At 31.2% G+C, this 26,277-nt stretch carries 33 protein-coding genes and 1 riboswitch; of the genes, 20 read left to right on the plus strand and 13 right to left on the minus strand.

Annotation, left to right across the window (positions count from 1 at the left end; translation table 11 throughout):
• Positions 1 to 4: 4 nt before the first annotated feature.
• Positions 5 to 169 carry a C1q-binding complement inhibitor VraX gene (gene vraX, locus KA833_RS06910; RefSeq protein ID WP_164996921.1) on the minus strand — a complete coding sequence of 55 codons (165 nt, stop codon included), beginning with the start codon at positions 167 to 169 and terminating at the stop codon, positions 5 to 7.
• 412 nt (positions 170 to 581) lie between these two features.
• Between vraX and KA833_RS06915 the strand changes: the two genes are divergently transcribed.
• Entirely contained in the window at positions 582 to 821 is a 240-nt protein-coding gene (locus KA833_RS06915; RefSeq protein ID WP_225309938.1) for a hypothetical protein, read from the plus strand.
• 92 nt (positions 822 to 913) lie between these two features.
• On the opposite strand, the gene KA833_RS06920 is transcribed toward KA833_RS06915, so the two are convergent.
• From KA833_RS06920 to tsaT, 5 genes are all read right to left on the minus strand, one after another.
• Complete coding sequence (locus KA833_RS06920; RefSeq protein ID WP_046207477.1) at positions 914 to 1,102, minus strand: hypothetical protein; 189 nt, start codon at positions 1,100 to 1,102, stop codon at positions 914 to 916.
• A gap of 162 nt (positions 1,103 to 1,264) precedes the next feature.
• Positions 1,265 to 2,227: an arsenic resistance protein gene (locus KA833_RS06925; RefSeq protein WP_210128686.1), complete on the minus strand. Its 963-nt coding sequence runs from the start codon at positions 2,225 to 2,227 to the stop codon at positions 1,265 to 1,267.
• A gap of 149 nt (positions 2,228 to 2,376) precedes the next feature.
• Positions 2,377 to 2,511, minus strand: a complete 135-nt coding sequence (locus tag KA833_RS14005; RefSeq protein WP_256277551.1) for a hypothetical protein — start codon at positions 2,509 to 2,511, stop codon at positions 2,377 to 2,379.
• 127 nt (positions 2,512 to 2,638) lie between these two features.
• Entirely contained in the window at positions 2,639 to 2,887 is a 249-nt protein-coding gene (locus KA833_RS06930; protein ID WP_046207479.1) for a hypothetical protein, read from the minus strand.
• 568 nt (positions 2,888 to 3,455) lie between these two features.
• On the minus strand, positions 3,456 to 3,638 hold the full coding sequence (gene tsaT / locus KA833_RS06935; protein WP_064209474.1) for a type II toxin-antitoxin system toxin TsaT: 183 nt from the start codon (positions 3,636 to 3,638) through the stop codon (positions 3,456 to 3,458).
• A 276-nt stretch (positions 3,639 to 3,914) separates the two neighbouring features.
• Here tsaT and KA833_RS06940 point away from each other — a divergent pair, with 276 nt between their 5' ends.
• Entirely contained in the window at positions 3,915 to 4,121 is a 207-nt protein-coding gene (locus KA833_RS06940; protein ID WP_019467917.1) for a TM2 domain-containing protein, read from the plus strand.
• Positions 4,122 to 4,432: 311 nt separating this feature from the next.
• Complete coding sequence (locus tag KA833_RS06945; RefSeq protein WP_046207482.1) at positions 4,433 to 4,648, plus strand: sterile alpha motif-like domain-containing protein; 216 nt, start codon at positions 4,433 to 4,435, stop codon at positions 4,646 to 4,648.
• Between the two features lie 9 nt (positions 4,649 to 4,657).
• Here the strand turns inward: KA833_RS06945 and KA833_RS06950 are convergent, their stop codons facing one another.
• The 5 genes from KA833_RS06950 to KA833_RS06970 all read right to left on the minus strand — a co-directional run bounded on the left by KA833_RS06950 (position 4,658) and on the right by KA833_RS06970 (position 8,643).
• On the minus strand, positions 4,658 to 4,894 hold the full coding sequence (locus KA833_RS06950; RefSeq protein ID WP_046207483.1) for a hypothetical protein: 237 nt from the start codon (positions 4,892 to 4,894) through the stop codon (positions 4,658 to 4,660).
• Positions 4,895 to 5,246: 352 nt separating this feature from the next.
• Positions 5,247 to 6,542 (minus strand): CitMHS family transporter, encoded by a 1,296-nt coding sequence (locus tag KA833_RS06955; RefSeq protein ID WP_107359964.1) that lies wholly within the window; start codon positions 6,540 to 6,542, stop codon positions 5,247 to 5,249.
• 172 nt (positions 6,543 to 6,714) lie between these two features.
• Entirely contained in the window at positions 6,715 to 6,981 is a 267-nt protein-coding gene (locus KA833_RS06960; protein WP_064209472.1) for a hypothetical protein, read from the minus strand.
• A gap of 212 nt (positions 6,982 to 7,193) precedes the next feature.
• Positions 7,194 to 7,730, minus strand: coding sequence for a GNAT family N-acetyltransferase (locus KA833_RS06965; RefSeq protein WP_210128685.1), 537 nt, complete (start codon positions 7,728 to 7,730; stop codon positions 7,194 to 7,196).
• A 487-nt stretch (positions 7,731 to 8,217) separates the two neighbouring features.
• Positions 8,218 to 8,643 carry an organic hydroperoxide resistance protein gene (locus KA833_RS06970; RefSeq protein WP_046207487.1) on the minus strand — a complete coding sequence of 142 codons (426 nt, stop codon included), beginning with the start codon at positions 8,641 to 8,643 and terminating at the stop codon, positions 8,218 to 8,220.
• A gap of 174 nt (positions 8,644 to 8,817) precedes the next feature.
• Between KA833_RS06970 and aroD the strand changes: the two genes are divergently transcribed.
• Positions 8,818 to 9,537: a type I 3-dehydroquinate dehydratase gene (gene aroD / locus KA833_RS06975; protein WP_064209470.1), complete on the plus strand. Its 720-nt coding sequence runs from the start codon at positions 8,818 to 8,820 to the stop codon at positions 9,535 to 9,537.
• Between the two features lie 66 nt (positions 9,538 to 9,603).
• The gene (locus KA833_RS06980; protein WP_046207489.1) at positions 9,604 to 10,149 is read left to right on the plus strand and encodes a nitroreductase family protein; all 546 of its coding nucleotides are present in this window, start codon (positions 9,604 to 9,606) and stop codon (positions 10,147 to 10,149) included.
• A gap of 121 nt (positions 10,150 to 10,270) precedes the next feature.
• Here KA833_RS06980 and KA833_RS06985 read toward each other — a convergent pair whose 3' ends face one another.
• Positions 10,271 to 10,591, minus strand: a complete 321-nt coding sequence (locus tag KA833_RS06985) for a thioredoxin family protein (RefSeq protein ID WP_046207490.1) — start codon at positions 10,589 to 10,591, stop codon at positions 10,271 to 10,273.
• A 143-nt stretch (positions 10,592 to 10,734) separates the two neighbouring features.
• Here KA833_RS06985 and KA833_RS06990 point away from each other — a divergent pair, with 143 nt between their 5' ends.
• The 7 genes from KA833_RS06990 to KA833_RS07020 all read left to right on the plus strand — a co-directional run bounded on the left by KA833_RS06990 (position 10,735) and on the right by KA833_RS07020 (position 15,373).
• Positions 10,735 to 11,088, plus strand: a complete 354-nt coding sequence (locus KA833_RS06990) for an arsenate reductase family protein (protein ID WP_046207491.1) — start codon at positions 10,735 to 10,737, stop codon at positions 11,086 to 11,088.
• Between the two features lie 179 nt (positions 11,089 to 11,267).
• Positions 11,268 to 11,648 (plus strand): glycine cleavage system protein GcvH, encoded by a 381-nt coding sequence (gene gcvH, locus KA833_RS06995; protein ID WP_046207492.1) that lies wholly within the window; start codon positions 11,268 to 11,270, stop codon positions 11,646 to 11,648.
• Between the two features lie 248 nt (positions 11,649 to 11,896).
• Positions 11,897 to 12,289, plus strand: coding sequence for a toprim domain-containing protein (locus KA833_RS07000; RefSeq protein WP_046207493.1), 393 nt, complete (start codon positions 11,897 to 11,899; stop codon positions 12,287 to 12,289).
• Entirely contained in the window at positions 12,286 to 12,585 is a 300-nt protein-coding gene (locus tag KA833_RS07005) for a thioredoxin family protein (RefSeq protein ID WP_046207494.1), read from the plus strand. Before KA833_RS07000 ends, KA833_RS07005 begins: the two co-directional genes overlap by 4 nt.
• A gap of 53 nt (positions 12,586 to 12,638) precedes the next feature.
• Positions 12,639 to 12,744: riboswitch (SAM riboswitch) on the plus strand.
• An 81-nt stretch (positions 12,745 to 12,825) separates the two neighbouring features.
• Positions 12,826 to 13,851, plus strand: a complete 1,026-nt coding sequence (locus KA833_RS07010) for a methionine ABC transporter ATP-binding protein (protein WP_046207495.1) — start codon at positions 12,826 to 12,828, stop codon at positions 13,849 to 13,851.
• Positions 13,844 to 14,539, plus strand: coding sequence for a methionine ABC transporter permease (locus tag KA833_RS07015; protein WP_046207496.1), 696 nt, complete (start codon positions 13,844 to 13,846; stop codon positions 14,537 to 14,539). Before KA833_RS07010 ends, KA833_RS07015 begins: the two co-directional genes overlap by 8 nt.
• 18 nt (positions 14,540 to 14,557) lie before the next feature.
• Positions 14,558 to 15,373: a MetQ/NlpA family ABC transporter substrate-binding protein gene (locus tag KA833_RS07020; protein ID WP_046207497.1), complete on the plus strand. Its 816-nt coding sequence runs from the start codon at positions 14,558 to 14,560 to the stop codon at positions 15,371 to 15,373.
• A 699-nt stretch (positions 15,374 to 16,072) separates the two neighbouring features.
• Here the strand turns inward: KA833_RS07020 and popT are convergent.
• Positions 16,073 to 16,924 carry a polyprenyl-phosphate transporter PopT gene (gene popT, locus KA833_RS07025; RefSeq protein WP_210128684.1) on the minus strand — a complete coding sequence of 284 codons (852 nt, stop codon included), beginning with the start codon at positions 16,922 to 16,924 and terminating at the stop codon, positions 16,073 to 16,075.
• Positions 16,925 to 17,289: 365 nt separating this feature from the next.
• On the opposite strand from popT, the gene sufC reads away from it, so the two are divergent.
• The 8 genes from sufC (at position 17,290) to KA833_RS07065 (ending at position 26,268) form a co-directional block, all read left to right on the plus strand.
• On the plus strand, positions 17,290 to 18,051 hold the full coding sequence (gene sufC / locus KA833_RS07030; protein ID WP_046207499.1) for a Fe-S cluster assembly ATPase SufC: 762 nt from the start codon (positions 17,290 to 17,292) through the stop codon (positions 18,049 to 18,051).
• A gap of 98 nt (positions 18,052 to 18,149) precedes the next feature.
• A complete protein-coding gene (gene sufD, locus KA833_RS07035) occupies positions 18,150 to 19,457 on the plus strand; it encodes a Fe-S cluster assembly protein SufD (RefSeq protein WP_046207500.1) in 1,308 nt (435 codons plus the stop codon).
• Positions 19,458 to 19,628: 171 nt separating this feature from the next.
• The gene (locus KA833_RS07040) at positions 19,629 to 20,867 is read left to right on the plus strand and encodes a cysteine desulfurase (protein WP_245336282.1); all 1,239 of its coding nucleotides are present in this window, start codon (positions 19,629 to 19,631) and stop codon (positions 20,865 to 20,867) included.
• The gene (sufU, locus tag KA833_RS07045; protein WP_046207502.1) at positions 20,857 to 21,306 is read left to right on the plus strand and encodes a Fe-S cluster assembly sulfur transfer protein SufU; all 450 of its coding nucleotides are present in this window, start codon (positions 20,857 to 20,859) and stop codon (positions 21,304 to 21,306) included. Before KA833_RS07040 ends, sufU begins: the two co-directional genes overlap by 11 nt.
• A 136-nt stretch (positions 21,307 to 21,442) precedes the next feature.
• Positions 21,443 to 22,840 carry a Fe-S cluster assembly protein SufB gene (gene sufB / locus KA833_RS07050; RefSeq protein ID WP_046207503.1) on the plus strand — a complete coding sequence of 466 codons (1,398 nt, stop codon included), beginning with the start codon at positions 21,443 to 21,445 and terminating at the stop codon, positions 22,838 to 22,840.
• 237 nt (positions 22,841 to 23,077) lie between these two features.
• Positions 23,078 to 24,097: a hemolysin family protein gene (locus KA833_RS07055; RefSeq protein ID WP_046207504.1), complete on the plus strand. Its 1,020-nt coding sequence runs from the start codon at positions 23,078 to 23,080 to the stop codon at positions 24,095 to 24,097.
• Between the two features lie 65 nt (positions 24,098 to 24,162).
• A complete protein-coding gene (locus KA833_RS07060) occupies positions 24,163 to 25,233 on the plus strand; it encodes an NAD(P)H-dependent flavin oxidoreductase (protein WP_046207505.1) in 1,071 nt (356 codons plus the stop codon).
• 186 nt (positions 25,234 to 25,419) lie between these two features.
• Positions 25,420 to 26,268, plus strand: a complete 849-nt coding sequence (locus KA833_RS07065) for a DUF72 domain-containing protein (RefSeq protein ID WP_046207506.1) — start codon at positions 25,420 to 25,422, stop codon at positions 26,266 to 26,268.
• Positions 26,269 to 26,277 lie beyond the last annotated feature (9 nt).

Raw genomic sequence — 26,277 nt, forward strand, 5'->3', positions numbered from 1 at the left:
TTATTTATTTTTTCATTTTATCAATATCCTCTGCAACTATTGTTAATAATTCTTCAGTTTCTGCATCGGTCAATTCGTCAGAACCTTTAATTCTAATAACAGAACCTTTATCGGTTTTAACATGGTAAATTGGTTCTTCGTCCTTATAAACTTTCCGTAATACTTTCATCTCATCACCCTTTTTTTCTATAAAACAATTCACTACAATATAAAATAATGCATAAATAGAAACATTACTTTTATAAGACGAATAAATTATTATTTTATAATTGAAATGATTAATACTTTAACTATAGGATAACTTTTTATTAAATTCTTTTCCACTGGTATGATTCAATTAATTTAATTAACTTGTTGAATCTTATTCAAAACAATGCATTTTTAACTGTTAATTATAATTCATGATAATTTTTTGGGAAAATTAGTTTTTTGTGTTTTTATTTTATAAAGAAGGGTATAACTAACCAAGCACAAAAAGTCCTCCAAACTTTAGTGTGGAATATATTTTCGAGATTGACGTCGCTTTTCGAAGCGGCGTTTTTGTTTTATACTGCATATAGTATAACTATTTATAAAAAGGGATGTATATTGTGAGATTATTGAGTATATTGTCATTTTTATGTAGCCTAGCGATAACGATTGTTGTTATATATGGCGTTATAATGATGGCTGGTGATTTAATGGGCCTAACAACGTTTAATAATCAATTATTAATTGTAGGTTTAGCATTTGTATTATTGAGTGGTTTGTTTGGAAAAAGTAAGCCAAGGCTATCAATGTTAGTGCTATTTATTGGATTTATCATTGTGCTTGTTAATTAATAAATAATAAAAGGAGTGAAAAGGAATCCATATTTTACTGATGGTTTCCTATTTTCACTCCTTTTTGTATGCATACATTTATTCAAAAATCACTAAGCTTTAAAAGATTCAACATTGCCTTGGAGTTTTTGATCCATGTCGTTAGCTATTTTTATTAGTAAAAGTTTGTTATCTTTAGAAGTTAATTCATTATCAACAGTAACTTTAATAATTAAGCCTAAATCCGTTTTAATGTGGAAAGTTGTACGGTTATTTTCAGATACGCTTCTTAAAATTTGCATCTTAATCACCCCGTTTTCAAATTAAAAAATTAGCGTTTGGCTAAAATGAGACAGAGTTCATGAACTATTTAATGAGAGTGGTGTAAAATGTTAATTATATATTAGTTTAATATATTTAAGAGTAAATGAATAATAATTAGCCTCTGATAAATAGTAATATAATTATTTAATGTATTTAGGTATCATTTTGATGTAGATAAGTTCGCCTAATAATTCACATAATGTTTGCGTAATAATGACAGTAGTTGCAATGGTTACCCAATGTTTTGGTAAACCTAAAGCTAAAGGTAAGACAACAAGTGCATTTCTTGTACTTGAACTAAAAGCTATCGTTCTTTTAGTTTCTTGTGTTACTTTAAATAATTTTCCACATAAAGTACCTATAAAAGGGGATACGATTAAAAAGCAAATATAAATAGGTATTACTGAAAAGACAATATTTAAGTTATAAATAATTTTATTCACTTGTGAACCTACAATTGAAAATAAAACCAGAGCCATGAAAATTTCGGGAAGCCAAGATGTTAACTTTAATATTTGATTTATGCTTTCAGATTTTTCACTGGTATATTGTAATAAAAGTGCTGATAATAAAGGGAAAATTATGAACATTAAAAATGACTTTAAGAATGGCAAAATATCTATTTGTGAAAAAATATCAATGTTTAGAAACAACGTAAAATATAAAGGTAATAATAAAATTTGGCCTATAAACAGCAGTGGTGTAGCAAACAACATGAGTTGTTCATTTCCTTTTCCTAAAGCATTAAAAACGATTACGTAGTCAATACAAGGCGTTAGTAAAACAAGGTACAACCCTATGATGATAGGAACATTTGAAACATCAAACAATTGAATTAAACCAAAAACAAATAATGGTATAGCTATAAAATTTGATGTTAATAATGCCAAAATAGATTTTATATTAAGTAAGTTGTGTTTGATGTTAAAAAATGGAATTTGTGAAAACATACTAAACATAAGGATACACAAGCTAGCAGAAATAATAGTTTCTAATATATTGGCAAAAGCATTGGATATTAAGCCAACGATTATTCCACTAAAAAGTGCAATAAAATAAATATAAATTTGGTGTTTTTCAATTTTGGATTTTATGTATTGCATAATAACCTCTCGTATATTAATTTTTGTTCTTGGATTTGGTACATACACAGTCAGTGATACAGAATAGTTGAAACAAAAAAAGTGGAGAGAAATCATGTATGACATTTGATTTCAAGTCCCACTTCTTATATGAACAGTTAGTTTAGATTTTATTTTTTGTTTTTATCTTGAACGCTCACTTTATTTTCGATTTTATCATCGTTTGTGTTATCAATACTTAAAAGCAATGCACGAATCACTAAAACGCCAGATATAAGTAATAACAGATTTTTTAATAGTTTCATCTTTTCACCTACCTGTATGAATTTATATGTTTGTTTCAAAGTAATTATATTTATATATATCATACACTAATCATCGACTAATTGAATAAAAATACGGTGAAGTGAGCTTCTTTCATGTTTGGTTTGTTTAAAGGTCGAAGATATAAAGTGTTAAATTTTCTTCATCGACAGTTACTTTCAATTCATCACTATTATTTTCAATCGTAGTATTAACAACATTGCCTTGCTCAATCGTAAAATAAATTTGGCTTAAAATGCCCATCGCGTATTCATTAATTGGACTCACAAGAGAAATAGATGTTGTATCTTCTTGAATCATAAAATTTTTTTGACTTTGATTTATTATTTGCCATTTAGGTAAATAAGTTAACTTCATATTTTTCTCTCCTTATGATTGTGCTTTTTTAAGATTTTTCTACAGTAGAATCTTAAATTTTGAATTAATTGAACTCGAAAGGGAATAAGTTCAATAAATATATTGATATGAGGTGATAGCATGATTGTTTTATTATCTATTATATTAGCATTAATTTTTGCTTTTTTAGCAACGATGCCATTTTTATTTATAAATACGAGGTTGCATGAAAATGTCAATCACTCTAAGGAAGAAATACGCCATGAAAAAATCAGAGCGATTAAACGTTTTATATATTTCTTTATATTAATTATTATTCTCTTAATGGTTTTTCATTTTATTACAAACTGAATCGATACGTTCGATACTTAAACATAGGTATAAGCATACCTGATTCGTTTTTTAAATGAGTTAAGGTTTTAGGAAGAAAAATGAACTTTAAATATTATATGAGCGAAAGCTTATACTAAAGCACCACTTATTTAATTTGTTTTAAGTGGTACCTCAAGAAGTTTATAATATCGTTTGGTTTAAGTTAAGCATGTTTGATCGCTACACTTTGCACGTATATTGAAAGTTTTAAAATGAACTAACCGAAAATGATAGTGAAGAGTATACCTACAACACCAAAAATAATTAAAATAACAGTCAGTCCGAGTAAAGATTCTTTTGTTTGTTGTGTACCTTTTAACTTATAGATTATTAAGGAAATAATTCCACAAACTAAAAATATGAGTGAAAGCCAAAATATAATCATGAAATGTAAACTCAAAGTCTTGTCCCTCCTTTGCATTTCATCTTAATTGTACAATTTGATGATTTTATTCAATAACTTAAAAATTAATTGTTTTTAGATTAGTAAGCTAGTTTGAGTCTTATTTTATCATTTATTCATAAGATGCCATAGTATAAGATATTCTAATGCGTTTAGTTTGAAAAGTGTCTGCGCATTAGAAAAGAATAAGCGTATAGCATTAAAATTTTAGATTTTATTTAGTATAACATTGTATAATAGTAGTGAATCGAATAAGTAAGGAGATAGAAAATAATGAATGAAGTCAATAAAGTGATTTATATTGTTTTAGCAGTGTTTTTAGGAAGTTTTGGAATTCATAAGTTTTATGCTAGAAAAACCGGAATGGGTCTCTTGTTCCTTGTATTTTGTTGGACAGGTATCCCGCAAATTTTAGCTATCATTGGTGCAATTATTACGGTATTCAAACCTGCAGATCAAAATGGTAATGTTTTAGTTTAAAATTATTGTATAAAAAACAGCCTAAGCGAAACAATTTCGCCTAGGTTGTTTTTATATTGTAAAAGAATAATGAGTACAATAAAATTTAAGTGAAAAGATATAAAATTTTTATTGCTTTAGTAATGAAACCCATAAACTTTACAATATTTACAATTTTAGTTAAATACTATGGTAACAACAATTAAACTCATCATTTTTAATTTTAAAAATGAACAGTGATAGACAAATAAATATTATTTGTTATGATTATGAAAAGGCTTTAAATAGTAAGACATGTAACGATTAAAATTTAAGTAATCGAGGTAATGCTTATGACATTTTATGATTTTATTATTGACTTTGTTAATGACGACACGCCACTTGGTCAACTTGCCTATTTTATAAATAAAGATAACAATTTCCCTAAACATGCAACTGGTTATCAGGAATTATATGCATACTTTAAAACGAATTATAATTACAATGAAGTAATGACATCTGCAAAAAGGGCATTAAGTTTATATCTGAATAATTTAAGTGTCAATTAAAATAAAGATTCAGTGTTCGTAATACCAATTTCTTATTTTTAAAGCATGTTTAATGTCTTCCGTTCTAAAGTTAATTTCATTATTTCTTATTGAAAAAGGTTCAATAATATTTTGAGCCATCCATGTATTAATAAGTTCTGTAGGTAAACCATCCAATTCCATGTCACTTTTACTTAGAACAAAACATTCCCAATCGAGAGAAATTTTTGAAGGATTAATATATTTGCACTCATGAATCTGATCCATAAAAACACTCCTTAACATTGTAAATCCGACGTTAAGTTTTACCCAAGTACCTATAAAATAAAACGACAATTTTATGTTATTTGTCTACTTATTGATGAAAAAATAATAAATGATTGAAATTTGTTATTATGCAGTGTTTTAAAGCTTATATTTATCATCGTTAATATATAAATATAAGCACAGTACGAAAAACGTATCATCGACTAATTAACTTGGTGAGGCAAATTATTCATCTCGTATACAAATAAAGCACTCATCCAAACTAAAAAATTGGATGAGTGCTTTTTATATTCAAAAGCTAACGATTTTGTTTACTTTACATATATTCTAGTTGCAAGTTGTGAATTACATTTTACCACGGTATAATTCCTAAAATACAAGCAATTAAAATCATGAATAGACTAGAGCCAACTGCCCATTTTATTACAATACGCTGATTTTGACCGTATTCTATATCTAGCATACCTACAAGTAAATAACCAGCAGCATACAATGGACTTAATACATGTAAGGGTTGACCAAGAACTGAAGCTCTGGCCATATCAACTTTAGAAATGCCAAATTGTTGTGCAGATTCAGCTAAAATAGGTAATACACCATAATAGAAAGGATCATTTGCCATAAAGTATGTAAATGGTCCGCTCAGAATTGCAGTGATTAGTGCAAAGTGGTTACCCATAGCATCTGGTATAATTTGTACTAAGGTATTAGCCATTTCGTTAACCATTTTTGTCCCATTCATTACGCCTGTAAATATACCTGAAGCGAAAACAAGACTAATTACAGAAAGTACGTCGCCAGCATGTTTTTTCACAACAGAATTTTGGATACTTAAATTAGGATAGTTTAGTAAAATTGCAAAGCCAAACCATAGCATAAACATAACTGGTATTGGCATTAAGCCGATAACCAGACAGATGATTAATGAAATTGTAAGTATCGCATTTGGAATAAGCATTTTAGGTCTTTTTAATAAAGATTCTTCTTTTGTATCAGTAGGTTTTATATCGTTTAAATCAATATTTGTATTTGATGTGAGATATCTTTTTGAACGTTTTCCAAGTATGTAAGCAACTCCAAAAGCAAATAATATACCACCAATCATTGCAGGAATGATTGGTACAAAGACTTCCTCAGTAGTTACTTGCAAAGATGAAATCGCACGTGCAGTGGGTCCGCCCCAAGGTAACATGTTCATAACCCCGATAGATAAAAGTGCTAATGTAGATAAAGTATACAGACTCATACCAATTTTTTTATAAAGCGGCATCATTGCAGTTACAGTTATGATAAAAGTAGTGGTACCATCACCATCAAGTGCTACCATTGATGCTAATATTACGGTCCCTATTGCTATTTTTACTGGATCCCCTTTAACGACTTTTATAATTTGATTAATGACTGGTTCAAATAATCCTGCATCTATCATAACGCCAAAATAAAGTATGGCAAAAGTCAGCATAATTCCAGTTGGTGCAACAGTTTCTATGCCATCTAGCATAAACTTCCCTAAACCTGAGTAGAAACCACCGATTAAAGCAAAAATGGTTGGTATAACAATTAATGCAGTCAAAGCTGACATTTTACGAGTCATAATTAATACCATAAAGATGATAATCATAATAAAACCGAGAATTGCTAAGTTCATATATTCAATTTTCCCCCTTTGTTTTAATCATTATATACTTTTCAGAAAATTTTTAAAATAAATTTTTTTTCTTTTTTAAAAAATGTATATAGAAAAAACACTTCATAACTAAAATGTATAGTTATGAAGTGTTTTGATAATTAAATATTATAAAAAATATGTATTCATAAAATTAAATGAAAAAGTTTATTACATACGATTTCCAAAATGGATAACTTAATAATGCTAATGAAAATAACGATACCAACATTGCAAATATATTAGCAATACGATCCCCACGTAAACATGCATATAAATTAATGAGTAGTACGCCTAAAATGAATAATAGACCAGCTAATAATTGCATATCTTCTTCTAAAATTTTATTAACAGCTAATAATGGGGTAGTTAATGTAATTAATGACAAGAACAGTGATAATAATGTCGTTGCATATTTCAAATTGTTCAGTCCTCTCTAAGAAATACTTTTATTAATCTAATGTTTTAAATGATAGCTTAATAAAATAATATTTGCTTAACAATTTAATTGCAAGTCATTTTTAAATATGTCATAACATTTATTAAAAAGGTTATTAACAAAGATGCTAAATGATCATAGGTAGTGGAACGTATATTGATTGAATGAGGTGGTTTCAATAACTATGTCATATGTTATTTGAATAATGCCATATCTTCTCCGTTGAAATAATAAATCAACCAGTGTTCGTCAACATAACCCGCTTCATATTTCCGAGCAAATTTTTCTATTGCAAGTAATTCAAAATTTAAATTGCTAAAAAAGACTTTGCCACTAATATTATTTGATATAAGTGAAGTCATTAGAATTTCAATTTGTTTTTTTTGACAGATTTGGAATACATATTCCATTAATTGTTTAGCAAGATATTCTCTAGATTCATGGTTTTCGCCCATAACACACATATTCTCAATAACTGCTTTGTGTGCCAAGCTATAACTCTGATTAAATATAAGTGTTACAGCACCTATCAAAACGCTATCTTGAAAGGCTCCAATGACAATTGATTTATTTGAATTGGTAGAAAGTAAATCTTGTAAATTTAGTTCGGCCAAGCAGCGATCATTTTGCAATTTCCATGCAAATACGTCAAGATCTTCATGAATGCCACGTTTTAATAATGTTCTATAGTTGGATATATCATCGATTGATAAGTAACGTATATTTGTCATTGAGTGCCTCCTAAATTTTATAAACCATTTATATAATAGTTTAATTAATTTTAACGCCGTATTAAATTTGATTTTAAGGGAAAAAGTAAAATTGAGCAACACTATATTTAATTTTATTCAAAAACATGGAATCATGTTTATTTCGAAAGCCAAAAAAATATAAAATTATTAAGTATATAATTGTATTTTATTTAATTTTTAAATGACGCGAATGGATAGGATGGTTATGGTATAATATGGTGAGTGATATATTATGAGCGGAGGCACGATAAGTGGAATCTTTAATGACTATTATAGTTTCGCTAATTTTGCTTATCTTGATTTCTTTTGCCATATTAATGATTTACATATGGATTAATTATAAAGATGAAGACAATTAAAAAAAGAGGAAATGATCAAAAGACATCACGACATAAGCATAAGCAGTACTAATTTAACAATAAAAGCCCCCAAAATTCTAATCGAATTTTGGGGGCTTTTATTGTTACTATTCTACTACTTGTACATTTAAATCTACGTCAATATTACCGCGTGTCGCTTTTGAATATGGGCAAAATTCGTGTGCATCTTGTAGATATTTTTCAGCATCTTCTTGTGATAAAACATTTTTAACTTTTGCATCTATTGAAACACTTAATTTAGGGCTTTCTGCATCTGGGTCATCTTCTAAACGTACAGTTAAAGTGACTTCAGGTTCAGCGCCTCTGACTTTGTTTTGTTTAAGAATTAAATCAAATGCACCATTAAAGCATGATGCATAACCTGCTGCAAATAATTGTTCAGGATTAGTACCTTTTTCAGCATCAGCTTGTGCTGGAGGAATGACTGCTACATCAATTGCTTTATCATCTGTTTGCACGTGACCGTTACGACCACCTGTATTCGTTGCTTTTGTTTCATAATTTACTGCCATTATATTACCTCCTAAATTACTTATATAACAACAATACCCTTAAAATTAAATTTTAATCATATAAAAGGTGAATAGATTTTTGTTATTTGTTTAAATGTACGCTTTAAAGATTGTGTTAGTTCTTAAGATTGTTATACAATAATTTTAATGTTGATTGAAAAGGAAGTTTTTAAAATGTCTGAAGTAAAAATTGCGGTAACGATAGAGCCAGAAAATAAAATTTCACAAACTTTTTTACATGAATTAGTAAAATATCAAACTTCTATCGATATAATAGAATTGAGAGTTGATCATTGGGCAACACCAGAGATAAATGATATAGCTAATGTCATTGACAAATTATATGAATTAAATTTAAATAAAAAACTTTTAGTTACGTATCGGACACAATCACAAGGGGGTAAAGGTGATTTGACGTTTGATTCGTACATTAAATTACTTGAAAGCATAATTAAAATAGATCACATAGATATGATTGATGTAGAATTTGAAATTAACCAACAATCTCAATATATATTGAACTTGATTGACCAAGCACACAAAAATAATATTGAAGTTATATTGTCTTATCATGATTTTCAAAAAACACCAGCACTCACACAGCTAAAACATTTATATTTTAAAATGCATCAAATGAATCCAGATTACTTAAAAGTCGCGGTCATGCCTTTAAGTAAAGAAGATGTTTTAAATTTATTATATGCATTATCAGCAACAGTAGATACAGTTCCGCAACAAGTCATTGGCATTGCAATGTCGAAATTAGGCACCATTTCGAGAACTGCACAAGGTTTATTTGGAGGCGCAGTATCATATGGTTGTTTAGATAATCCTAAAGCACCTGGACAGATTCAAGTTGAAACTTTAAGCGCGCAATTAAAGTTATATCAGTAGTTTGAAAATCTTATCGTCCTGTCTTATAATTGAAAATAGTTATCAATAGTGAAAGGGCGATATTAGATGGAACTACAAGATGCAATAGCTCAACGAAGAAGTATAAAGGTCTTTAGAAGAGATATGAATATAGATGACGATGCTTTATATGAAGCGATACAGCGTGCTACAGATGCACCGAATCACGGTTTGAGAGCACCTTGGAGAGTGGTTCATATCGCAAAAGATAGATTGGGAGATATGAGTAAGCAATTAACTGAAATTGCTTTTCCTAATCTAAGAAAAAAACAGGAAGATCACTATAAAGTTGCTACTAATTTAGGTGGTATGCTTGCTTTAATCGTTAAAGAAGATCCAAGACAAAAAGAAAGTTTAGAGAATAATATGGCATTTGGTGCATTTGCGCAAAATCTCATGTTATTACTTTTTGAAGCAGGTATTGGTACATGTTGGAAGTCTCCGGCTTATATATTTAATCCTGAAATACGTAAAATATTTGGTGTGAAAGATGATGAGCGTTTAGTAGGGTTATTATATTTAACAGATTTGGAAGATTTAGAAAGAATGCCACACAGAGAACGCCAACACAATCAAATCATTGATAAGTTCTAATTATGAAAAAGGGAGTGGGACTGAAATCTTTTTATTAAAAGATTTCAGTCCCACTTCCTAATAATGTCTATTTTAAAATTATGATTGTTTAAAAGTTAAAATAAAAGAATTAAAGCAAAAATTACTCAAATGTTTCAGCTAAGAATGATTCAACTTGTTCAGGAGATTTTGCATTTGCTGAATGTAAATGTGCTAATTTCTCCCCATTTTTAAAAACTAATAAACTTGGAATACCCATAACGTCATTTTCAGCCGCTGCATCTTCTAATTCATCGCGGTTTACAGTATACCAATTATAATTATTGTATTTTTCTACAATTGGGTCAATCCACATGTCCATAGCTTTACAATCTGGGCACCATCCTGCTTCAAATTTAACGATGACTGGTGCGTCGCTTTGTATTGTGCTTTTAAATTGATCATTAGTATTAATAGATTCCATAATTAGACTCCTTTATAAAAGATATTAGTATTGACATTATAACTGACAAATTGCAGTAAATAAAAAAATCAGCTTAATAATTAGAGCGTTTTTGTTATAAGTTTGTTATATTAGTGTTAACTAAGCATAGGAGGTTCTGAAAAATGATAAAATTTTACCAATATCCTAATTGTACAACTTGTAAAAAAGCAGCTAAATTTTTACAAGAATACGGGGTAAGTTTTGAACCCATCGATATTGTGCAACATACACCAACTAAAAATGAGTTTAAAGAAATCATAAATACTACAGGTATAGATATCAATAAACTATTTAATACACATGGTGCAAAATATCGTGAACTAGGCCTTAAAGATAAATTGAAAGACCTTTCTGACGAAGAAAAACTAGATTTATTATCCTCAAATGGTATGTTAGTGAAACGACCACTCGCAGTATTAGGGGATAAAGTAACGGTAGGTTTTAAAGAGGAACAATACAAGGAAACTTGGTTGTAAACACACATGCTTTTACAATTCATTTTTAACAACTTTTGAAAAAACCGTTATATACTTCAGAAAAGTTTTGTGCGATGAATTGTAAAACATGAGAAGTATTGTAAAATCAATTAAATAGTTGATTGTAAGCCTTTCATATGGCATCATGAATATGTAAAAACATTTAGGAGGGGATTCTCGTGGCAGTACCAAGTGAATTAAAATATTCTAAAGAACATGAATGGGTAAAAATTGAAGGAAATACAGTAACAATTGGTATCACTGAGTATGCGCAAAGTGAATTAGGTGATATCGTATTCGTTGAATTGCCTGAAACTGATGACGATATTGATGAAGGTGAATCTTTTGGCAGTGTTGAATCAGTGAAAACAGTTTCAGAACTTTATGCACCTGTTTCAGGAAAAGTTGTAGAAACAAATGATGAACTAGAAGATAGTCCAGAATTCGTTAATGAATCACCATACGAAAAAGCATGGATGGTTAAAGTTGAGTTAAGCGATGAAAGTCAATTAGACGAGTTAATGTCAGCTGACCAATATTCTGAAATGATCGGTGAATAATATGAAATCAAACTCCACGATACGATATATCATGGAGTTTTTATTTTTCTATAACAAAAGATTAAATTTCACTTGAATATATTAATTGATTTTGAAGTGTCAAAAACATTAAAAAGTTCAATGGTGACAAATGGATGGTTCAATTATAAGATTTTAATAAGAAACTATAATAAATGTTTATGTTGATAATGTATGGTGTAGAACTAAATATAAAATTGAATTTACTATCACATTTAGAGGTGACTGTCATGGCGATATTAAACCAAGTTATAATTGTCGAAGGTAAAACAGACAAGAAACGGGTGAAGCAGGTGATTGACCAACCGATTGAAATCATTTGTACAAACGGTACTATGGGAATTGATAAGTTAGATGAGATGATAGAATCGTTATACGACAAGCAAGTTTATGTGCTTGCGGATGCAGATGATGAAGGTGAAAAGATACGTAAATGGTTCAAAAAATATTTAAGTGAAAGTAAACATATTCGCATAGAGAAACAATATGGTGAAGTAGCGAGATGCCCTAAAGCCTATTTGTCAAAAGTGTTAGCAAAACATGGTTTTATAGTGAAAGATGAAGAAAAAGTAGCAAAAGCCAAATTAGATTATATTGCTGAAAGGGTCAGTTTATTAACATGAATGTAAAGAATGAAACGCGTGTTAATGTTTTCGAACACGTAGATAAAGAAAAATATCTAATTTTTGGTTATACGCCAACTTGTGGTACATGTAAAGTGTCAGAACGCATGTTAGATATTGCGAATGAAATTTTAAAATTACCAATTACTAAAATAGATTTAAATTTTCATCCTGATTTTAGTCAACAACATGAGATACAATCGGTACCGATACTTATGCTTATGTCTAAAGGTGAAGAACAAAAAAGAATTTATGCATTTCAATCAGTGCCTTATTTGTTAGAAAATTTAAAATAATTATTGACGAATCTTTAGTACAATGGTAGGATTATGGATAATTAAATAATGTACTCTTATCACGAGAGGTGGAGGGATGTGCCCTATGAAGCCCGGCAACCGTCTGTAATAGAAATGGTGCCAATTCACATAAAGTAGATAAACTTTAGAAGATGAGAGAAGCGACATTGCTTTCTCTATTCTTCAGTGAAAAGAGAAAGCATTTTTTAATTGAATGAGCAATACAAGGAGGAAACGACAATGATTGAATTAAATCAAATCGTTAAGAGATACAAGACGAAAAAACACGATGTGTTAGCAGTAGATCATGTTGATTTAAGTATTCAATCAGGCTCGATTTTTGGTGTGGTTGGTTTTTCGGGTGCAGGTAAAAGTACTTTGATAAGACTTTTAAATAATCTTGAACAACCTACTTCAGGAGATGTCATCATTGATGGAGATACGATTGGGAAATTATCAAAATCAGAATTGAGAAAAAAACGTCAAAAAGTGAGCATGATTTTTCAACATTTTAATCTATTGTGGTCACGTAATGTTTTAAATAATATTACTTTTCCATTAGAAATTGCTGGTGTATCACGCAATGAAGCCAAAAAAAGAGCGATTGAACTGGTGGAATTGGTAGGACTAAAGGGTAGAGAAAACGCCTATCCATCAGAGTTATCGGGTGGACAAAAACAACGTGTAGGTATTGCCCGTGCGTTAGCAAATGAACCTAATGTTTTACTTTGCGATGAAGCTACAAGTGCATTAGACCCGCAAACAACGGATGAAATACTAGAATTATTATTAAAAATTAAAGAAGAAAGAAATTTAACAATAGTTATTATCACACATGAAATGCAGGTCATAAGACGTATTTGTGATGAAGTGGCAGTGATGGAAAATGGTCGCGTCATTGAACAAGGACAAGTGTCAAATGTTTTCGAAAATCCACAGCATGAAGTAACAAAACGCTTTGTGAAAGAGGACTTAAACGATGAGTTTGATGAGTCTATTTCTGAATTAATCGAATTAGATGAAACTGCTTATATCGTACGATTGAATTTTACAGGAAATAATACAACTGAACCATTGGTATCATACATAACAAAGACACATAATATAGATGTTAATATTCTTGAAGCAAATATTAAGCATACTAAAGATGGTGCTCTAGGATTTTTAGTATTACATTTATTAGATGTGAATTCTGAAAAATTCGAAAAGTTCAAAAATGATTTAGCAGCACAACATGTTTCTGTGGAGGTGTTAAAGCATGGGTAGTTCATTCGGCGAGATTCTACAGGAAATGCTAACAATGCCTAATGTAAGTTGGGATGAAGTTTGGTTAGCTACATATGAAACAATTTATATGACATTGATTTCTACAATATTTGCTTTTATTTTTGGTTTGATACTTGGTGTGCTTTTATTCTTATCTGCTAAAAGCCAATCACCAGTAGCTAGAGTGTTTTACAGTGTCGTATCGTTTATTGTGAATTTATTCAGAGCAATACCATTCATTATTTTAATTTTACTACTTATACCATTTACGAGTTTAGTACTTGGAACAATTAGTGGTCCAACAGGTGCTTTACCTGCACTAATTATCAGTGCAGCACCATTCTACGCTAGATTAGTGGAAATTGCTTTTAAAGAAATAGACAAGGGTGTTATAGAAGCGGCTTGGTCAATGGGAGCTACAACATGGACAGTAGTTAAGAAAGTGTTGTTACCTGAAGCTATGCCAGCATTAATATCTGGAATAACTGTAACAGCAATAGCATTAGTAGGCTCTACTGCAGTAGCTGGTGTGATTGGAGCTGGAGGTCTAGGTAACTTAGCATACCTAACTGGCTTCACACGAAACCAAAACGATGTCATATTCGTTTCTACAATTTTAATCTTAATTATTGTTTTTATCATCCAATTTATTGGAGATCAAGTTACTAATAAAATAGATAAACGTTAAGTTAAAGGGGACAATTATATGAAAAAATTATTTAGTTTAGCTTCAATCATCGCTTTAGCATTAGTATTAGCTGCTTGTGGTAATGGCGGCGGAGGTAAAGATAAGACAATTACAGTTGGCGCTTCTCCGGCACCACATGCTGAAATATTAGAAAAAGCAAAACCAATTCTAAAAGATAAAGGTTATGACTTAAAAATTAAAACGATTAACGATTATACAACACCTAACAAATTATTAGATAAAGGTGAGTTAGATGCAAACTTCTTTCAACATACGCCTTATCTAAATACTGAAAAGAAAGACAAAAACTATAAAATTGAGTCAGCAGGAAATGTACATTTAGAACCTATGGCTGTTTACTCAAAGAAATATAAAAGTTTAAAAGAATTACCAAAAGGTGCTACTGTTTATGTTTCAAACAACCCTGCAGAAGAAGGACGTTTCTTAAAATTCTTCTCTGACGCTGGATTAATTAAAATTAAAAAAGGTGTTAAAACTGAAGATGCTAAATTTGATGACATCGTAGAAAATAAAAAAGATATCAAATTTAATAATAAACAATCGGCAGAATACTTACCTAAGATTTATCAAAAAGAAGATGCTGACGCAGTAATCATCAATTCAAACTTCGCAATTGATCAAAAATTAAGTCCTAAAAATGATTCAATTGTTTTAGAAAAAGCAAAAGATAATCCATATGCTAACTTGATTGGTGTAAAAGAAGGCCATAAAGACGACAAAAAAATTAAAGCGTTGATGGATGTATTACAGTCTAAAGAAATTAAAGATTACATCAATAAAAAATATGACGGAGCCGTAGTACCAGCAAAATAATAGCAACACAATTAACAAACCCTTTAACTTCAATAGTTGAAGGGTTCTTTTTGTTTGAATTTAGTAAAAGGGCAGTGTGTGAAATTATCAATATAACTCGGAAAATTCGTCCAAACAGTTATATTGATCTAAATTTATTCACTCAAGATGATCATATTTTCATATCAAAAACTATTTGATGCAAGTAACTTATGAAATATTGCTCTATGGGCTTAATGGTCTACAAAATGGCTTTTAAGTTGAAGCGGTATTCATTTGTTTTGTTTACAAGGTGATTTTATATAGAAAAATTGCATATTTGAAAATTAAAGTTTTATAGACTAAAATTAAATTATGTTTGAGTGAATTGCTTTAAAGCACGAAAATATTGAAGACGTTATTCAATATTATATTATCATTCAAACTGTGACAGGGAGAACTTAAAATTGTGCGTAACTTATATCATGATATAGGTTGCGTCATTATATATAAGCGTTCATCATATATCATTTCGCTGTTGATGTATAAGCATGAATGTAAAATAGCCCGGATATGGTATGGATTTGTAACTAAACTACTTAACTAGTTATTGCAACGAATCATTACCATTCCGGGCTTTTAATATTTTAATATGGGGAGAAATCAAATGTTATTACGTGATTTCAAAGTCAAAATCTTAGTAAGCTACTGATAAATTAATATGATTTCTGCATAGAAGTATTAAAAATCATCACTCGTAATATGTCCAAGTTTATAGCTAATAAAGTAACCTGAAATTATTGTGATAATAGAAATAATCCATGTAGTAACATCGCTTGGTAACCCAGGAAATACTGCATACAGTGATCCTACAACAAAACCAATGATAATGGCATATGTTAAGTATGTGTAATGGTTTAAAAGGTACTGAATCAATTTACTAGAAAATAAGAACCCACAAATAATTCCAATACCTACAATCATTAAGATAGGTACAGCGTTAAAATTAAAAGACATAAATTCTGAAATTGAAAACATTACAGTACCATATACACCAAATACTAATAGCATAAAGGACCCTGAAATACCTGGGAGTAACATTGCACTAGAAGCACAAACACCTGCAATAAAATATTTAATAATAAGACCAGTTGATAATTCAAGTGTTTCTCCTGCATGTTTATCACCATCATTTAATAAGGTAATCACTACAATGATTATAATACCAAGTAAAACGAGTAAATAATGAGAAGTTTGAAATGTTTGTTTAACTCTTGCTGTGTTTAATAAATAGGGTATGATGCCTGCTATTAGACCAACAAATAAAAACATCGTTGGCACGGTATGTTCACTTAAAAGATAATTAATTACTTTACTTAATAAACCTATGGCAATGACCATCCCTAACCCAATAGGAATCAGGAATTTTAAGCTTTCCCAAAACTTCTTTGAAAATATTCCACTAATAGAGCGTATAAAATCATCATAAATACCTAGAAGTAAAGCGATAGTTCCTCCGCTTACACCGGGTACTAAATCTGATGTGCCCATTGCAAATCCTTTCCATAGATTTGACCACTTAATTTTTGACATATCATAATCCTTTCTATCTAAAATATATTAAAAATGATAGCACAATTTGTCTTAGAACTATATTAAAAACAAAAGTTAAAATGAATAAATGATTATAGAATATGCTTTGTTCATAATGAATAATATAGGGATAAATGAGTTGAGAACATCATATCTTATATTATCAGTTAAAGAATTCTTTATTGCACTAACAAAAATCATTGTATTTTGATAACAATTTTAATTTAGCACTTGAAAAGGTTTATATTCCAACACAACTGCGTTATAATTAGAAGGTGTAACAAGGGCTCAGTCTTTTGACTGTAGATTAAAATTATTATAAACTGGATAGGAAAAACATATCATATAATACGGAGGGAATATGTATGCCATCAACATTAGAAATTAAAGACCTACATGTGTCTATTGAAGATAAAGAAATTCTTAAAGGTGTTAATTTAACAATTAATACAGGAGAAGTACATGCAGTAATGGGACCTAATGGTACAGGTAAATCGACGTTATCATCTGCAATCATGGGACATCCTAGCTACGAGGTAACACAAGGTGAAGTATTATTAGACGGCGTTAACATTTTAGAGTTAGATGTTGATGATCGTGCTAAAGCGGGATTATTCCTTGCTATGCAATATCCATCAGAAATTACTGGTGTAACGAATGCAGACTTTATGCGTTCAGCGATAAACGCTAAACGTGAAGAAGGCGAAGAAATTAACTTAATGCAATTCATTAAAAAGTTAGATAAGGAAATGGACTTTTTAGATATTGATCAAGATATGGCACAACGTTATTTAAATGAAGGATTTTCAGGTGGGGAGAAAAAACGTAATGAAATTCTTCAATTAATGATGTTAGAACCTAAATTTGCTATTTTAGATGAAATAGACTCAGGACTTGATATTGACGCATTAAAAGTAGTTTCAAAAGGCATCAATCAAATGCGCGGAGAAACGTTTGGTTCATTAATCATTACGCACTATCAACGACTATTAAATTATATTACACCTGACCATGTACATGTTATGTACGGTGGTAAAATTGTTACTTCAGGAGGACCTGAATTAGCGAAACGCCTTGAAGAAGAAGGTTATGAATGGGTTAAAGAAGAGTTTAATGCTGCAGAATAAGTCTTAATTCATATGAAAAAATATTATAGATGAAGATTTAGGTTTTGATTTATACCGATGAGTTAAATCATACAATCATCAAATGGGAGGAAAAAAGTATGACGACTGAAACTTTGAACATTTCTGAAGCACAACTTGTTGAATATTCACAAGCCCATAATGAACCTTCTTGGTTAACTGAATTACGTAAAGAAGCGTTGAAATTAACTGAAACTTTAGAAATGCCAAAACCAGATAAAACAAAAATCACGAGATGGGACTTTGATTCATTTAAACAACATGAAACAACAGGTAGCGTATATGAGTCATTAGAAGAATTGCCAAGTGAAGTTAGAGAGATAATTGATGTTGAAAACACTGAAAATTTGGTTATTCAACATAATAATACTTTAGCGTTCACAAAAGTTTCTGATTCAGCTCAAAATGATGGGGTTATCGTTGAAGGCTTAGCAGATGCATTAATAAACCATCCAGATTTAGTGAAAAAATATTTTATGAATGAAACTGTTACAGTTGATGAACATAGATTGACTGCACTACATACTGCATTGTTAAATGGTGGCGTATTTGTATATGTTCCAAAAAATGTAGTAGTTGAGCATCCAATTCAATATGTAGTATTGCATGACGATGAAAATGCCAGTTTCTTTAATCATGTCATTATTGCAACTGAGGAAAGTGCTGAAGTGACGTATGTAGAGAACTACTTATCAATCGCCAGTGGAGAAGGCAATCAACTTAACATTGTTTCAGAAGTGAGTGCTGGTGCTAATTCGAAAATCACATACGGTTCAGTAGATTATTTAGATAAAGGTTTCACTGGGCATATTATTCGTCGCGGTGTTACTGAAGCAGATGCCACTATCAACTGGGCGTTAGGTTTAATGAACGAAGGTAGCCAAATCATTGATAATACAACGAATTTAATTGGTGACCGTTCTGAAAGTGAACTCAAATCAGTTGTTGTTGGTACTGGTAGCCAAAAAATTAATTTAACTTCTAAAATTGTTCAATATGGTAAAGAAACAAATGGTTACATCTTAAAACATGGTGTAATGTTAGAAGGTGCGCAAACAGTATTTAATGGTATTGGTTATATTAAACATGGCGGTACGAAATCTATTGCGAACCAAGAATCTCGTGTTCTGATGTTATCTGAGAAAGCACGAGGAGATGCGAACCCTATCTTACTTATCGATGAGGATGATGTAGAGGCTGGTCACGCTGCATCAGTTGGTCGTGTCGATCCTGAACAATTGTATTATTTAATGAGCCGTGGTATTTCACGTCAAGAAGCTGAACGTCTCGTTATTCATGGTTTCTTGGACCCAGTTGTACGTGAATTGCCAATCGAAGATGTTCAACGTAAGTTACGTGAAGTCATCGAATTAAAAGTTAATAAATAATAAACACTGAATACAATTGAATCCGCAGCAAAATAAGATTAAGAGAATGTTATTGAACATGACTACAAAAAGCTCAGATTAAATGAAATAATATACGTTAGTTTGTTGTATTTCTTAAATTGCTACGGTTTCTTTATTGATTTTTTAAATTAAGAAAGGTCTGTGGATAATTTGACCCAATCATTAAATGTTAACGAAATATTAAAAGACTTTCCAATTCTCAACCAAAAAGTTAACAATAATCGCCTTGCTTATTTAGATACAACTGCTACTAGTCAAACACCAATACAAGTTATTGATGTTATAGCGGATTATTATAAGCGTTATAACTCTAACGTACATCGTGGTGTACACACACTTGGATCATTAGCAACTGATGGTTATGAAAGCGCACGTGAAACAGTCAGACGTTTTATTAATGCAAAATATTTTGAAGAAATTATCTTCACTCGTGGTACTACAGCATCAATTAATATTGTTGCACATAGTTATGGAGATGCGAATATTTCAGAAGGTGATGAGATTGTAGTCACTGAAATGGAACATCATGCCAATATCGTGCCTTGGCAACAATTGGCTAAGCGTAAGCATGCATCTTTAAAATTCATTCCAATGACAGATGATGGTGAACTTACAATTGAAAATATAAAAGCAACAATTAATGATAATACAAAAATTGTCGCTATTACACACGTTTCAAATGTATTAGGTACAATTAATGACATTAAGACTATTACTGATATTGCTCATGAACATGGTGCTATCGTAAGCGTAGACGGTGCACAAGCAGCGCCACATATGAATTTAGATATGCAATCACTAGATGTTGATTTTTATAGTTTTAGTGGCCATAAAATGCTAGGACCTACGGGTATCGGAGTATTATATGGTAAACGTGCCTTGCTAGATAAGATGGAGCCAGTCGAGTTTGGCGGAGATATGATTGACTTTGTTGAAAAATATGATGCTTCATGGGCTGATTTACCTACGAAATTTGAAGCGGGTACACCATTAATTGCGCAAGCGATTGGTTTGGCTGAAGCAATCCGTTATATTGAAAACCTAGGTTTTGATGCGATACAAGCACATGAACATGAATTGACGACGTATGCTTATGATAAGATGTCTGAAATTGAAGGTATAGAAATATATGGGCCACCAAAAGACAGACGTGCGGGTGTTATAACGTTCAATATGGCTGATGTTCATGCTCATGATGTAGCGACTGCAGTGGATACTGAAGGTGTTGCAGTTAGAGCAGGCCATCACTGTGCGCAACCATTGATGAAATGGTTGAATCAATCGTCAACTGCACGTGCAAGTTTCTATATTTATAATACTAAAGAAGATATTGATCAATTAGTAGAATCCTTGAAGCAAACGAAGGAGTTTTTCTCATATGAATTTTAATAATTTAAACCAGTTGTATCGTTCAGTCATTATGGATCATTATAAAAACCCTAGAAATAAAGGGCGTTTAGATACTGGTGCAATGACAGTTGATATGAATAATCCAACTTGTGGGGATCGCATTCATCTTACGTTTGATATTGAAGATGGTTTTATCAAAGATGCAAAATTTGATGGAGAAGGTTGTTCAATTTCAATGTCTAGTGCTTCAATGATGACTGAAGCAGTAAAGGGTCACTCTTTAGCTGAAGCAATGCAAATGAGTCAAGAATTCACAAAAATGATGCTTGGTGAAGATTATGAAATCAGTGAAGCAATGGGAGATATTGAAGCGCTGCAAGGCGTTTCTCAATTCCCAGCTAGAATTAAATGTGCTACTTTGGCTTGGAAAGCTTTAGAAAAAGGTACAGTTGAAAAAGAAGGAAATACAGAAGACTAATCCATGTTGATACGTTGACATTGTGTAAATTTCCATTCACACTAGACATAACACCAAGATTAGTTGTAATACGATGTAACTACAAACGAAGTTGTCTTGACGCGAGTCGTTTTAATATATAAAAGGAGTGATTTAAATGGCTAAAAAAGCACCTGATGTGGGTAATTACCAATATGGTTTCCATGATGAAGATGTTTCCATTTTTAGATCAGAACGCGGTTTAACAGAAAATATCGTCCGTGAAATTTCAAATATGAAAGAAGAGCCAGAATGGATGCTTAATTATAGATTGAAAGCATTAAAACAATTCTACAAAATGCCTATGCCTCAATGGGGTGGCGATTTATCAGAATTGAATTTTGATGATATCACTTATTATGTTAAGCCATCTGAACAAACTGAACGTTCATGGGATGAAGTGCCTGAAGAAATCAAACGTACATTTGATAAATTAGGTATCCCTGAAGCTGAACAAAAATACCTTGCTGGTGTTTCAGCCCAATATGAATCCGAAGTTGTTTATCACAATATGGAAAAAGAACTTGAAGAAAAAGGTATCGTCTTTAAAGATACTGATACTGCATTAAAAGAAAATGAAGACCTATTTAAACAATATTTCTCAACAGTTGTGCCAGCTGGAGATAATAAGTTCTCAGCACTTAATTCAGCTGTTTGGTCTGGTGGTTCATTCATTTATATACCGAAAAATATTAAGCTAGATACGCCATTACAAGCGTATTTCCGTATTAATTCTGAAAACATGGGACAATTTGAACGTACACTCATCATTGCAGATGAAGGTGCTTCAGTTAACTATGTAGAAGGTTGTACGGCTCCGGTTTATACAACAAGTTCACTACACTCAGCTGTAGTTGAAATTATCGTCCACAAAGATGCCCATGTGCGTTATACTACAATTCAAAACTGGGCTAATAACGTTTATAACTTAGTTACAAAACGTACATTAGTACATGAGAATGGTAATATGGAATGGGTTGATGGTAACTTAGGCTCTAAATTAACGATGAAATATCCAAACTGTGTACTTATGGGTGAAGGTGCTAAAGGTAGTACGTTATCCATTGCTTTCGCTGGTAAAGGTCAAGTTCAAGATGCTGGTGCAAAAATGATTCATAAAGCACCTAACACTTCATCTACGATTGTATCTAAATCAATTTCTAAAGACGGTGGTAAAGTAATTTATCGCGGTATCGTACACTTTGGTCGTAAAGCTAAAGGTGCACGTTCAAACATTGAATGTGATACTTTAATTTTAGATAATGAATCAACTTCAGATACAATTCCATACAATGAAGTATTTAATGATAATATTTCATTAGAACATGAAGCTAAAGTATCAAAAGTTTCTGAAGAACAATTATTCTATTTAATGAGCCGTGGTATTTCTGAAGAAGAAGCTACAGAAATGATCGTTATGGGCTTCATTGAACCATTTACTAAAGAGCTTCCAATGGAATATGCTGTTGAAATGAATCGTCTTATCAAATTTGAAATGGAAGGTTCAATCGGCTAAAAATTGATAATCAAAAATTTGGTTTTACAGTAAATGATTAAATATAAAACACGAGTGATACTATTTTGATACCCGTATACTTTTGGGATTCAAATTTGTATCACCTCGTGTTTTTTTATTCGTATTGTTTTGAAAACGTAGTTCTAATAGTTAGAAATGCGTTTATGCATTGTAATATGAGGGAATTGATACATATCGTTTAAAATTTTATAGAATACAAAAAGGAGTTATGCTGATATGATTATTGCTATAATCATACTTTTATTTGCTTCATTCTTCTTTTCTGGTAGTGAAACAGCTTTAACTGCTGCAAATAGGATGAAAATACAAACTGAAGCTGAAAATGGAGATAAAAAATCCGCTAAATTATCAAAACTACTTACAAAACCCAGTGAGTTTATTACTACAATTTTAATTGGAAATAATATTGCGAATATTATTTTACCTACATTGGTGACAGTCTTAGCAGTGGATATTGGCGTGAACGTTGGTATAGCTACTGCAGTGACAACGGTTGCTATCATCATTATTTCTGAAGTAATTCCAAAATCTGTTGCTGCAACTTATCCAGATCGTATGTCTAGATTGGTTTACACGCCAATTGCATTTTTTGTCATAATATTTAAACCAATTACGAAATTGTTAAACTGGTTAACGGATATGATTAATAATTTACTTTCCAAAGGACAAGAAGATCAACAACGGTTATCAAAAGAAGAAATTAGACAGATGGTTACAATTGCAGGTAGCGAAGGTGCATTTAATGAAATGGAACGAAATCGAATCCAAGGTGTTATGGATTTTGAACAATTAAAAATAACCAATATTGATACAACACCGAGGATTAATGTAACCGCGTTTCCGGCTGATATATCTTATGAAGATGCATATGATACTGTCGTGACGAATCCATATACACGTTATCCAGTATATGATGGTGATATCGATCATATTATTGGCATTTTCCATTCAAAATATTTGTTAGCATGGAGTAAAGAAAAGTCAAATGATATTTTACAATATACTTCAGAACCTTTATTTGTGAATGAACATAATAGAGCAGAATGGGTGCTCAGAAAAATGACTGTGTCGCGCAAACATTTAGCGATTGTATTAGATGAATTTGGTGGCACAGATGCCATTGTGTCTCATGAAGACTTGATTGAAGAGATGCTAGGTATGGAAATTGAAGATGAAATGGATGAACAAGAACGAGAAAAATTAGACGCACAAATGCAAGCTTATAATAAAAAATAAAAACTTTAGTAATAAATTTTCAATGATATTTAGGTTATTGTATTTCAATAAAAGGAGTGTTTTGTATGCACTTTTCATCAAAGGTGACCAAAATGTTGAATATCAAGCTTCCAATCATACAGGCAGGTATGGCAGGTAGTACGACACCGGAATTAGTAGCTTCTGTCAGTAATAGTGGTGGACTTGGTACGATTGGAGCAGGTTATTTTACTCCAGAAAAATTAGATTCTGAGATAACTTATGTGCAAGAATTAACTGACTTACCCTTTGCCGTTAATTTATTTGTTCCAAGTGAACAATTATATATTCCAGAAAATGTAGAACACATGAATGCATGGTTAAAACCTTATAGAAAAGCTTTAAACTTAGAGGAACCTGTGATTGATATTAGTGAAGAACAGCAATTTAACGATGCCATAGATATGGTGATTGAAAAAGGGGTTCCTGTAGTATCATTTACTTTTGGGATCCCAAATCAAAATATTATCAAAAAATTGAAAGCGCGTCAGATTACTGTGGTAGGCACAGCAACCTCTGTTGAAGAAGCGAAAGCCAATGAAAGCGCAGGAATGGATGCGATTATTGCTCAAGGTAGTGAAGCGGGTGGTCATAGAGGTTCTTTCACTGTGACTTCTGGTGAACACACGCCATTGGTTGGTACCATGTCATTGATTCCACAAATCGTGGATAATATATCTATTCCAGTTATAGCAGCAGGAGGCATTATGGATGGACGTGGTGTGGTTGCAAGTATGGTGCTAGGTGCTGAGGCTGTACAAATGGGAACAGCATTTTTAACTTCAGAAGAAAGTGGAGCTTCAACATTATATAAAAATGCAATACAGCAGAGCAAAGAAACAGATACTGTTATCACAAAAGCCTTTACGGGAAAACCAGCTAGAGGTATCGATAATGAATTTATACACAAGATGGAAAGTTATGCTGATGATATTCCAGATTATCCTATTCAAAATCAATTGACGAATAGTATTCGTAAAACTGCTGCTGATTTAGGTAAGGAACAATGGACGCATTTATGGAGCGGACAAAGTCCAAGGTTATCCCAACCGAATTCAGCTGCTCAATTGATAGCTGATATCGTACAAGAAACAGAACGCATACTCAATGATGATTAATCTTTAGATGTTTTAATAAAAGTTGCTATTTAATAAATGATAGCAACTTTTTTGATTTTTGTATCTATTGAATCTTTTAAAATGACCGTTGATTTTCTTAACTTTAACCGTTGAAATAATTGAAGAATAAAATTTAATCAAGTGAATCTTATAAATCATCTATGGTATCATGTAACTGGTGATACTATGATAAATATTGGTTTAACAGGTTGGGGTGACCATGATATTTTGTATGAAGATTTGCAACGTAAATCAGATAAGTTGATTACATATGCAAGTCATTTTCCCATTGTAGAATTAGATGCATCGTATTATGCGATACAACCTGAAAGAAATATTAGGAAATGGATAAGAGAAACGCCTGAGAGGTTTCAATTTATTGTTAAAATTCATCAGGCATTAACACTTCATGCAGATTATCATGATTTTGCTGAATCAAGACAAATACTTTTTGATCAGTTTAAAGCGATGTTAGCGCCATTAAAATCTGAAAAAAAGTTAGCGATGGTATTAGTACAGTTTCCACCTTGGTTTGACTGCACAGTTCAAAACATTAAATATATTCGATATGTACGAGAACAGTTGAAGGATTTTCCTGTCTGTATAGAATTTAGACATCAATCCTGGTTTAATGATAAGTATAAAGAAGAAACATTAGCTTTTTTAACTGAACATGACATGATACATGCGGTATGTGATGAACCACAAGTAGGCCAAGGTTCTATACCATTAGTCAATCGTATTACAAACGAAACAGCATTTGTGCGTTATCATGGTAGAAACGAACATGGATGGACAAAAAAAGACATGACGGATGAAGCTTGGAGAGACGTTAGATATTTGTATGATTATAATAAGCAAGAACTTAATGATTTAGCGCAAAAAGTGAAATTATTAGAACAAAAAGCTAAAAATATTTATGTCGTGTTTAATAATAACTCCGGTGGTCATGCTGCACAAAATGCTAAAACATACCAAACATTATTAGGCATTGATTATGAAGGCTTAGCACCACAACAATTAAAATTATTTTAGGAGCGGTCA

This window comes from Staphylococcus sp. GDY8P67P (assembly GCF_017892545.1).
Taxonomy (GTDB): Bacteria; Bacillota; Bacilli; order Staphylococcales; family Staphylococcaceae; genus Staphylococcus; species Staphylococcus ureilyticus.

Bases quoted from the DNA above. Each gene is read 5' to 3' on its own strand.
- KA833_RS06950 (WP_046207483.1), bottom strand. From the start codon at position 4,894: ATGGATCAGATTCATGAGTGCAAATATATTAATCCTTCAAAAATTTCT.
- sufB (WP_046207503.1), top strand. From the start codon at position 21,443: ATGGCTAAAAAAGCACCTGATGTGGGTAATTACCAATATGGTTTCCAT.
- KA833_RS07010 (WP_046207495.1), top strand. From the start codon at position 12,826: ATGATTGAATTAAATCAAATCGTTAAGAGATACAAGACGAAAAAACAC.
- sufD (WP_046207500.1), top strand. From the start codon at position 18,150: ATGACGACTGAAACTTTGAACATTTCTGAAGCACAACTTGTTGAATAT.
- sufC (WP_046207499.1), top strand. From the start codon at position 17,290: ATGCCATCAACATTAGAAATTAAAGACCTACATGTGTCTATTGAAGAT.
- KA833_RS06920 (WP_046207477.1), bottom strand. From the start codon at position 1,102: ATGCAAATTTTAAGAAGCGTATCTGAAAATAACCGTACAACTTTCCAC.
- KA833_RS06970 (WP_046207487.1), bottom strand. From the start codon at position 8,643: ATGGCAGTAAATTATGAAACAAAAGCAACGAATACAGGTGGTCGTAAC.
- KA833_RS07015 (WP_046207496.1), top strand. From the start codon at position 13,844: ATGGGTAGTTCATTCGGCGAGATTCTACAGGAAATGCTAACAATGCCT.
- KA833_RS07065 (WP_046207506.1), top strand. From the start codon at position 25,420: ATGATAAATATTGGTTTAACAGGTTGGGGTGACCATGATATTTTGTAT.
- KA833_RS06945 (WP_046207482.1), top strand. From the start codon at position 4,433: ATGACATTTTATGATTTTATTATTGACTTTGTTAATGACGACACGCCA.
- KA833_RS07005 (WP_046207494.1), top strand. From the start codon at position 12,286: ATGAATGTAAAGAATGAAACGCGTGTTAATGTTTTCGAACACGTAGAT.
- KA833_RS07055 (WP_046207504.1), top strand. From the start codon at position 23,078: ATGATTATTGCTATAATCATACTTTTATTTGCTTCATTCTTCTTTTCT.
- KA833_RS07000 (WP_046207493.1), top strand. From the start codon at position 11,897: ATGGCGATATTAAACCAAGTTATAATTGTCGAAGGTAAAACAGACAAG.
- sufU (WP_046207502.1), top strand. From the start codon at position 20,857: ATGAATTTTAATAATTTAAACCAGTTGTATCGTTCAGTCATTATGGAT.
- KA833_RS06990 (WP_046207491.1), top strand. From the start codon at position 10,735: ATGATAAAATTTTACCAATATCCTAATTGTACAACTTGTAAAAAAGCA.
- KA833_RS14005 (WP_256277551.1), bottom strand. From the start codon at position 2,511: ATGAAACTATTAAAAAATCTGTTATTACTTATATCTGGCGTTTTAGTG.
- KA833_RS06925 (WP_210128686.1), bottom strand. From the start codon at position 2,227: ATGCAATACATAAAATCCAAAATTGAAAAACACCAAATTTATATTTAT.
- aroD (WP_064209470.1), top strand. From the start codon at position 8,818: ATGTCTGAAGTAAAAATTGCGGTAACGATAGAGCCAGAAAATAAAATT.
- popT (WP_210128684.1), bottom strand. From the start codon at position 16,924: ATGTCAAAAATTAAGTGGTCAAATCTATGGAAAGGATTTGCAATGGGC.
- KA833_RS06915 (WP_225309938.1), top strand. From the start codon at position 582: ATGTATATTGTGAGATTATTGAGTATATTGTCATTTTTATGTAGCCTA.
- KA833_RS06930 (WP_046207479.1), bottom strand. From the start codon at position 2,887: ATGAAGTTAACTTATTTACCTAAATGGCAAATAATAAATCAAAGTCAA.
- vraX (WP_164996921.1), bottom strand. From the start codon at position 169: ATGAAAGTATTACGGAAAGTTTATAAGGACGAAGAACCAATTTACCAT.
- KA833_RS06940 (WP_019467917.1), top strand. From the start codon at position 3,915: ATGAATGAAGTCAATAAAGTGATTTATATTGTTTTAGCAGTGTTTTTA.
- KA833_RS06965 (WP_210128685.1), bottom strand. From the start codon at position 7,730: ATGACAAATATACGTTACTTATCAATCGATGATATATCCAACTATAGA.
- KA833_RS06980 (WP_046207489.1), top strand. From the start codon at position 9,604: ATGGAACTACAAGATGCAATAGCTCAACGAAGAAGTATAAAGGTCTTT.
- KA833_RS06955 (WP_107359964.1), bottom strand. From the start codon at position 6,542: ATGAACTTAGCAATTCTCGGTTTTATTATGATTATCATCTTTATGGTA.
- KA833_RS07020 (WP_046207497.1), top strand. From the start codon at position 14,558: ATGAAAAAATTATTTAGTTTAGCTTCAATCATCGCTTTAGCATTAGTA.
- KA833_RS06985 (WP_046207490.1), bottom strand. From the start codon at position 10,591: ATGGAATCTATTAATACTAATGATCAATTTAAAAGCACAATACAAAGC.
- KA833_RS07060 (WP_046207505.1), top strand. From the start codon at position 24,163: ATGCACTTTTCATCAAAGGTGACCAAAATGTTGAATATCAAGCTTCCA.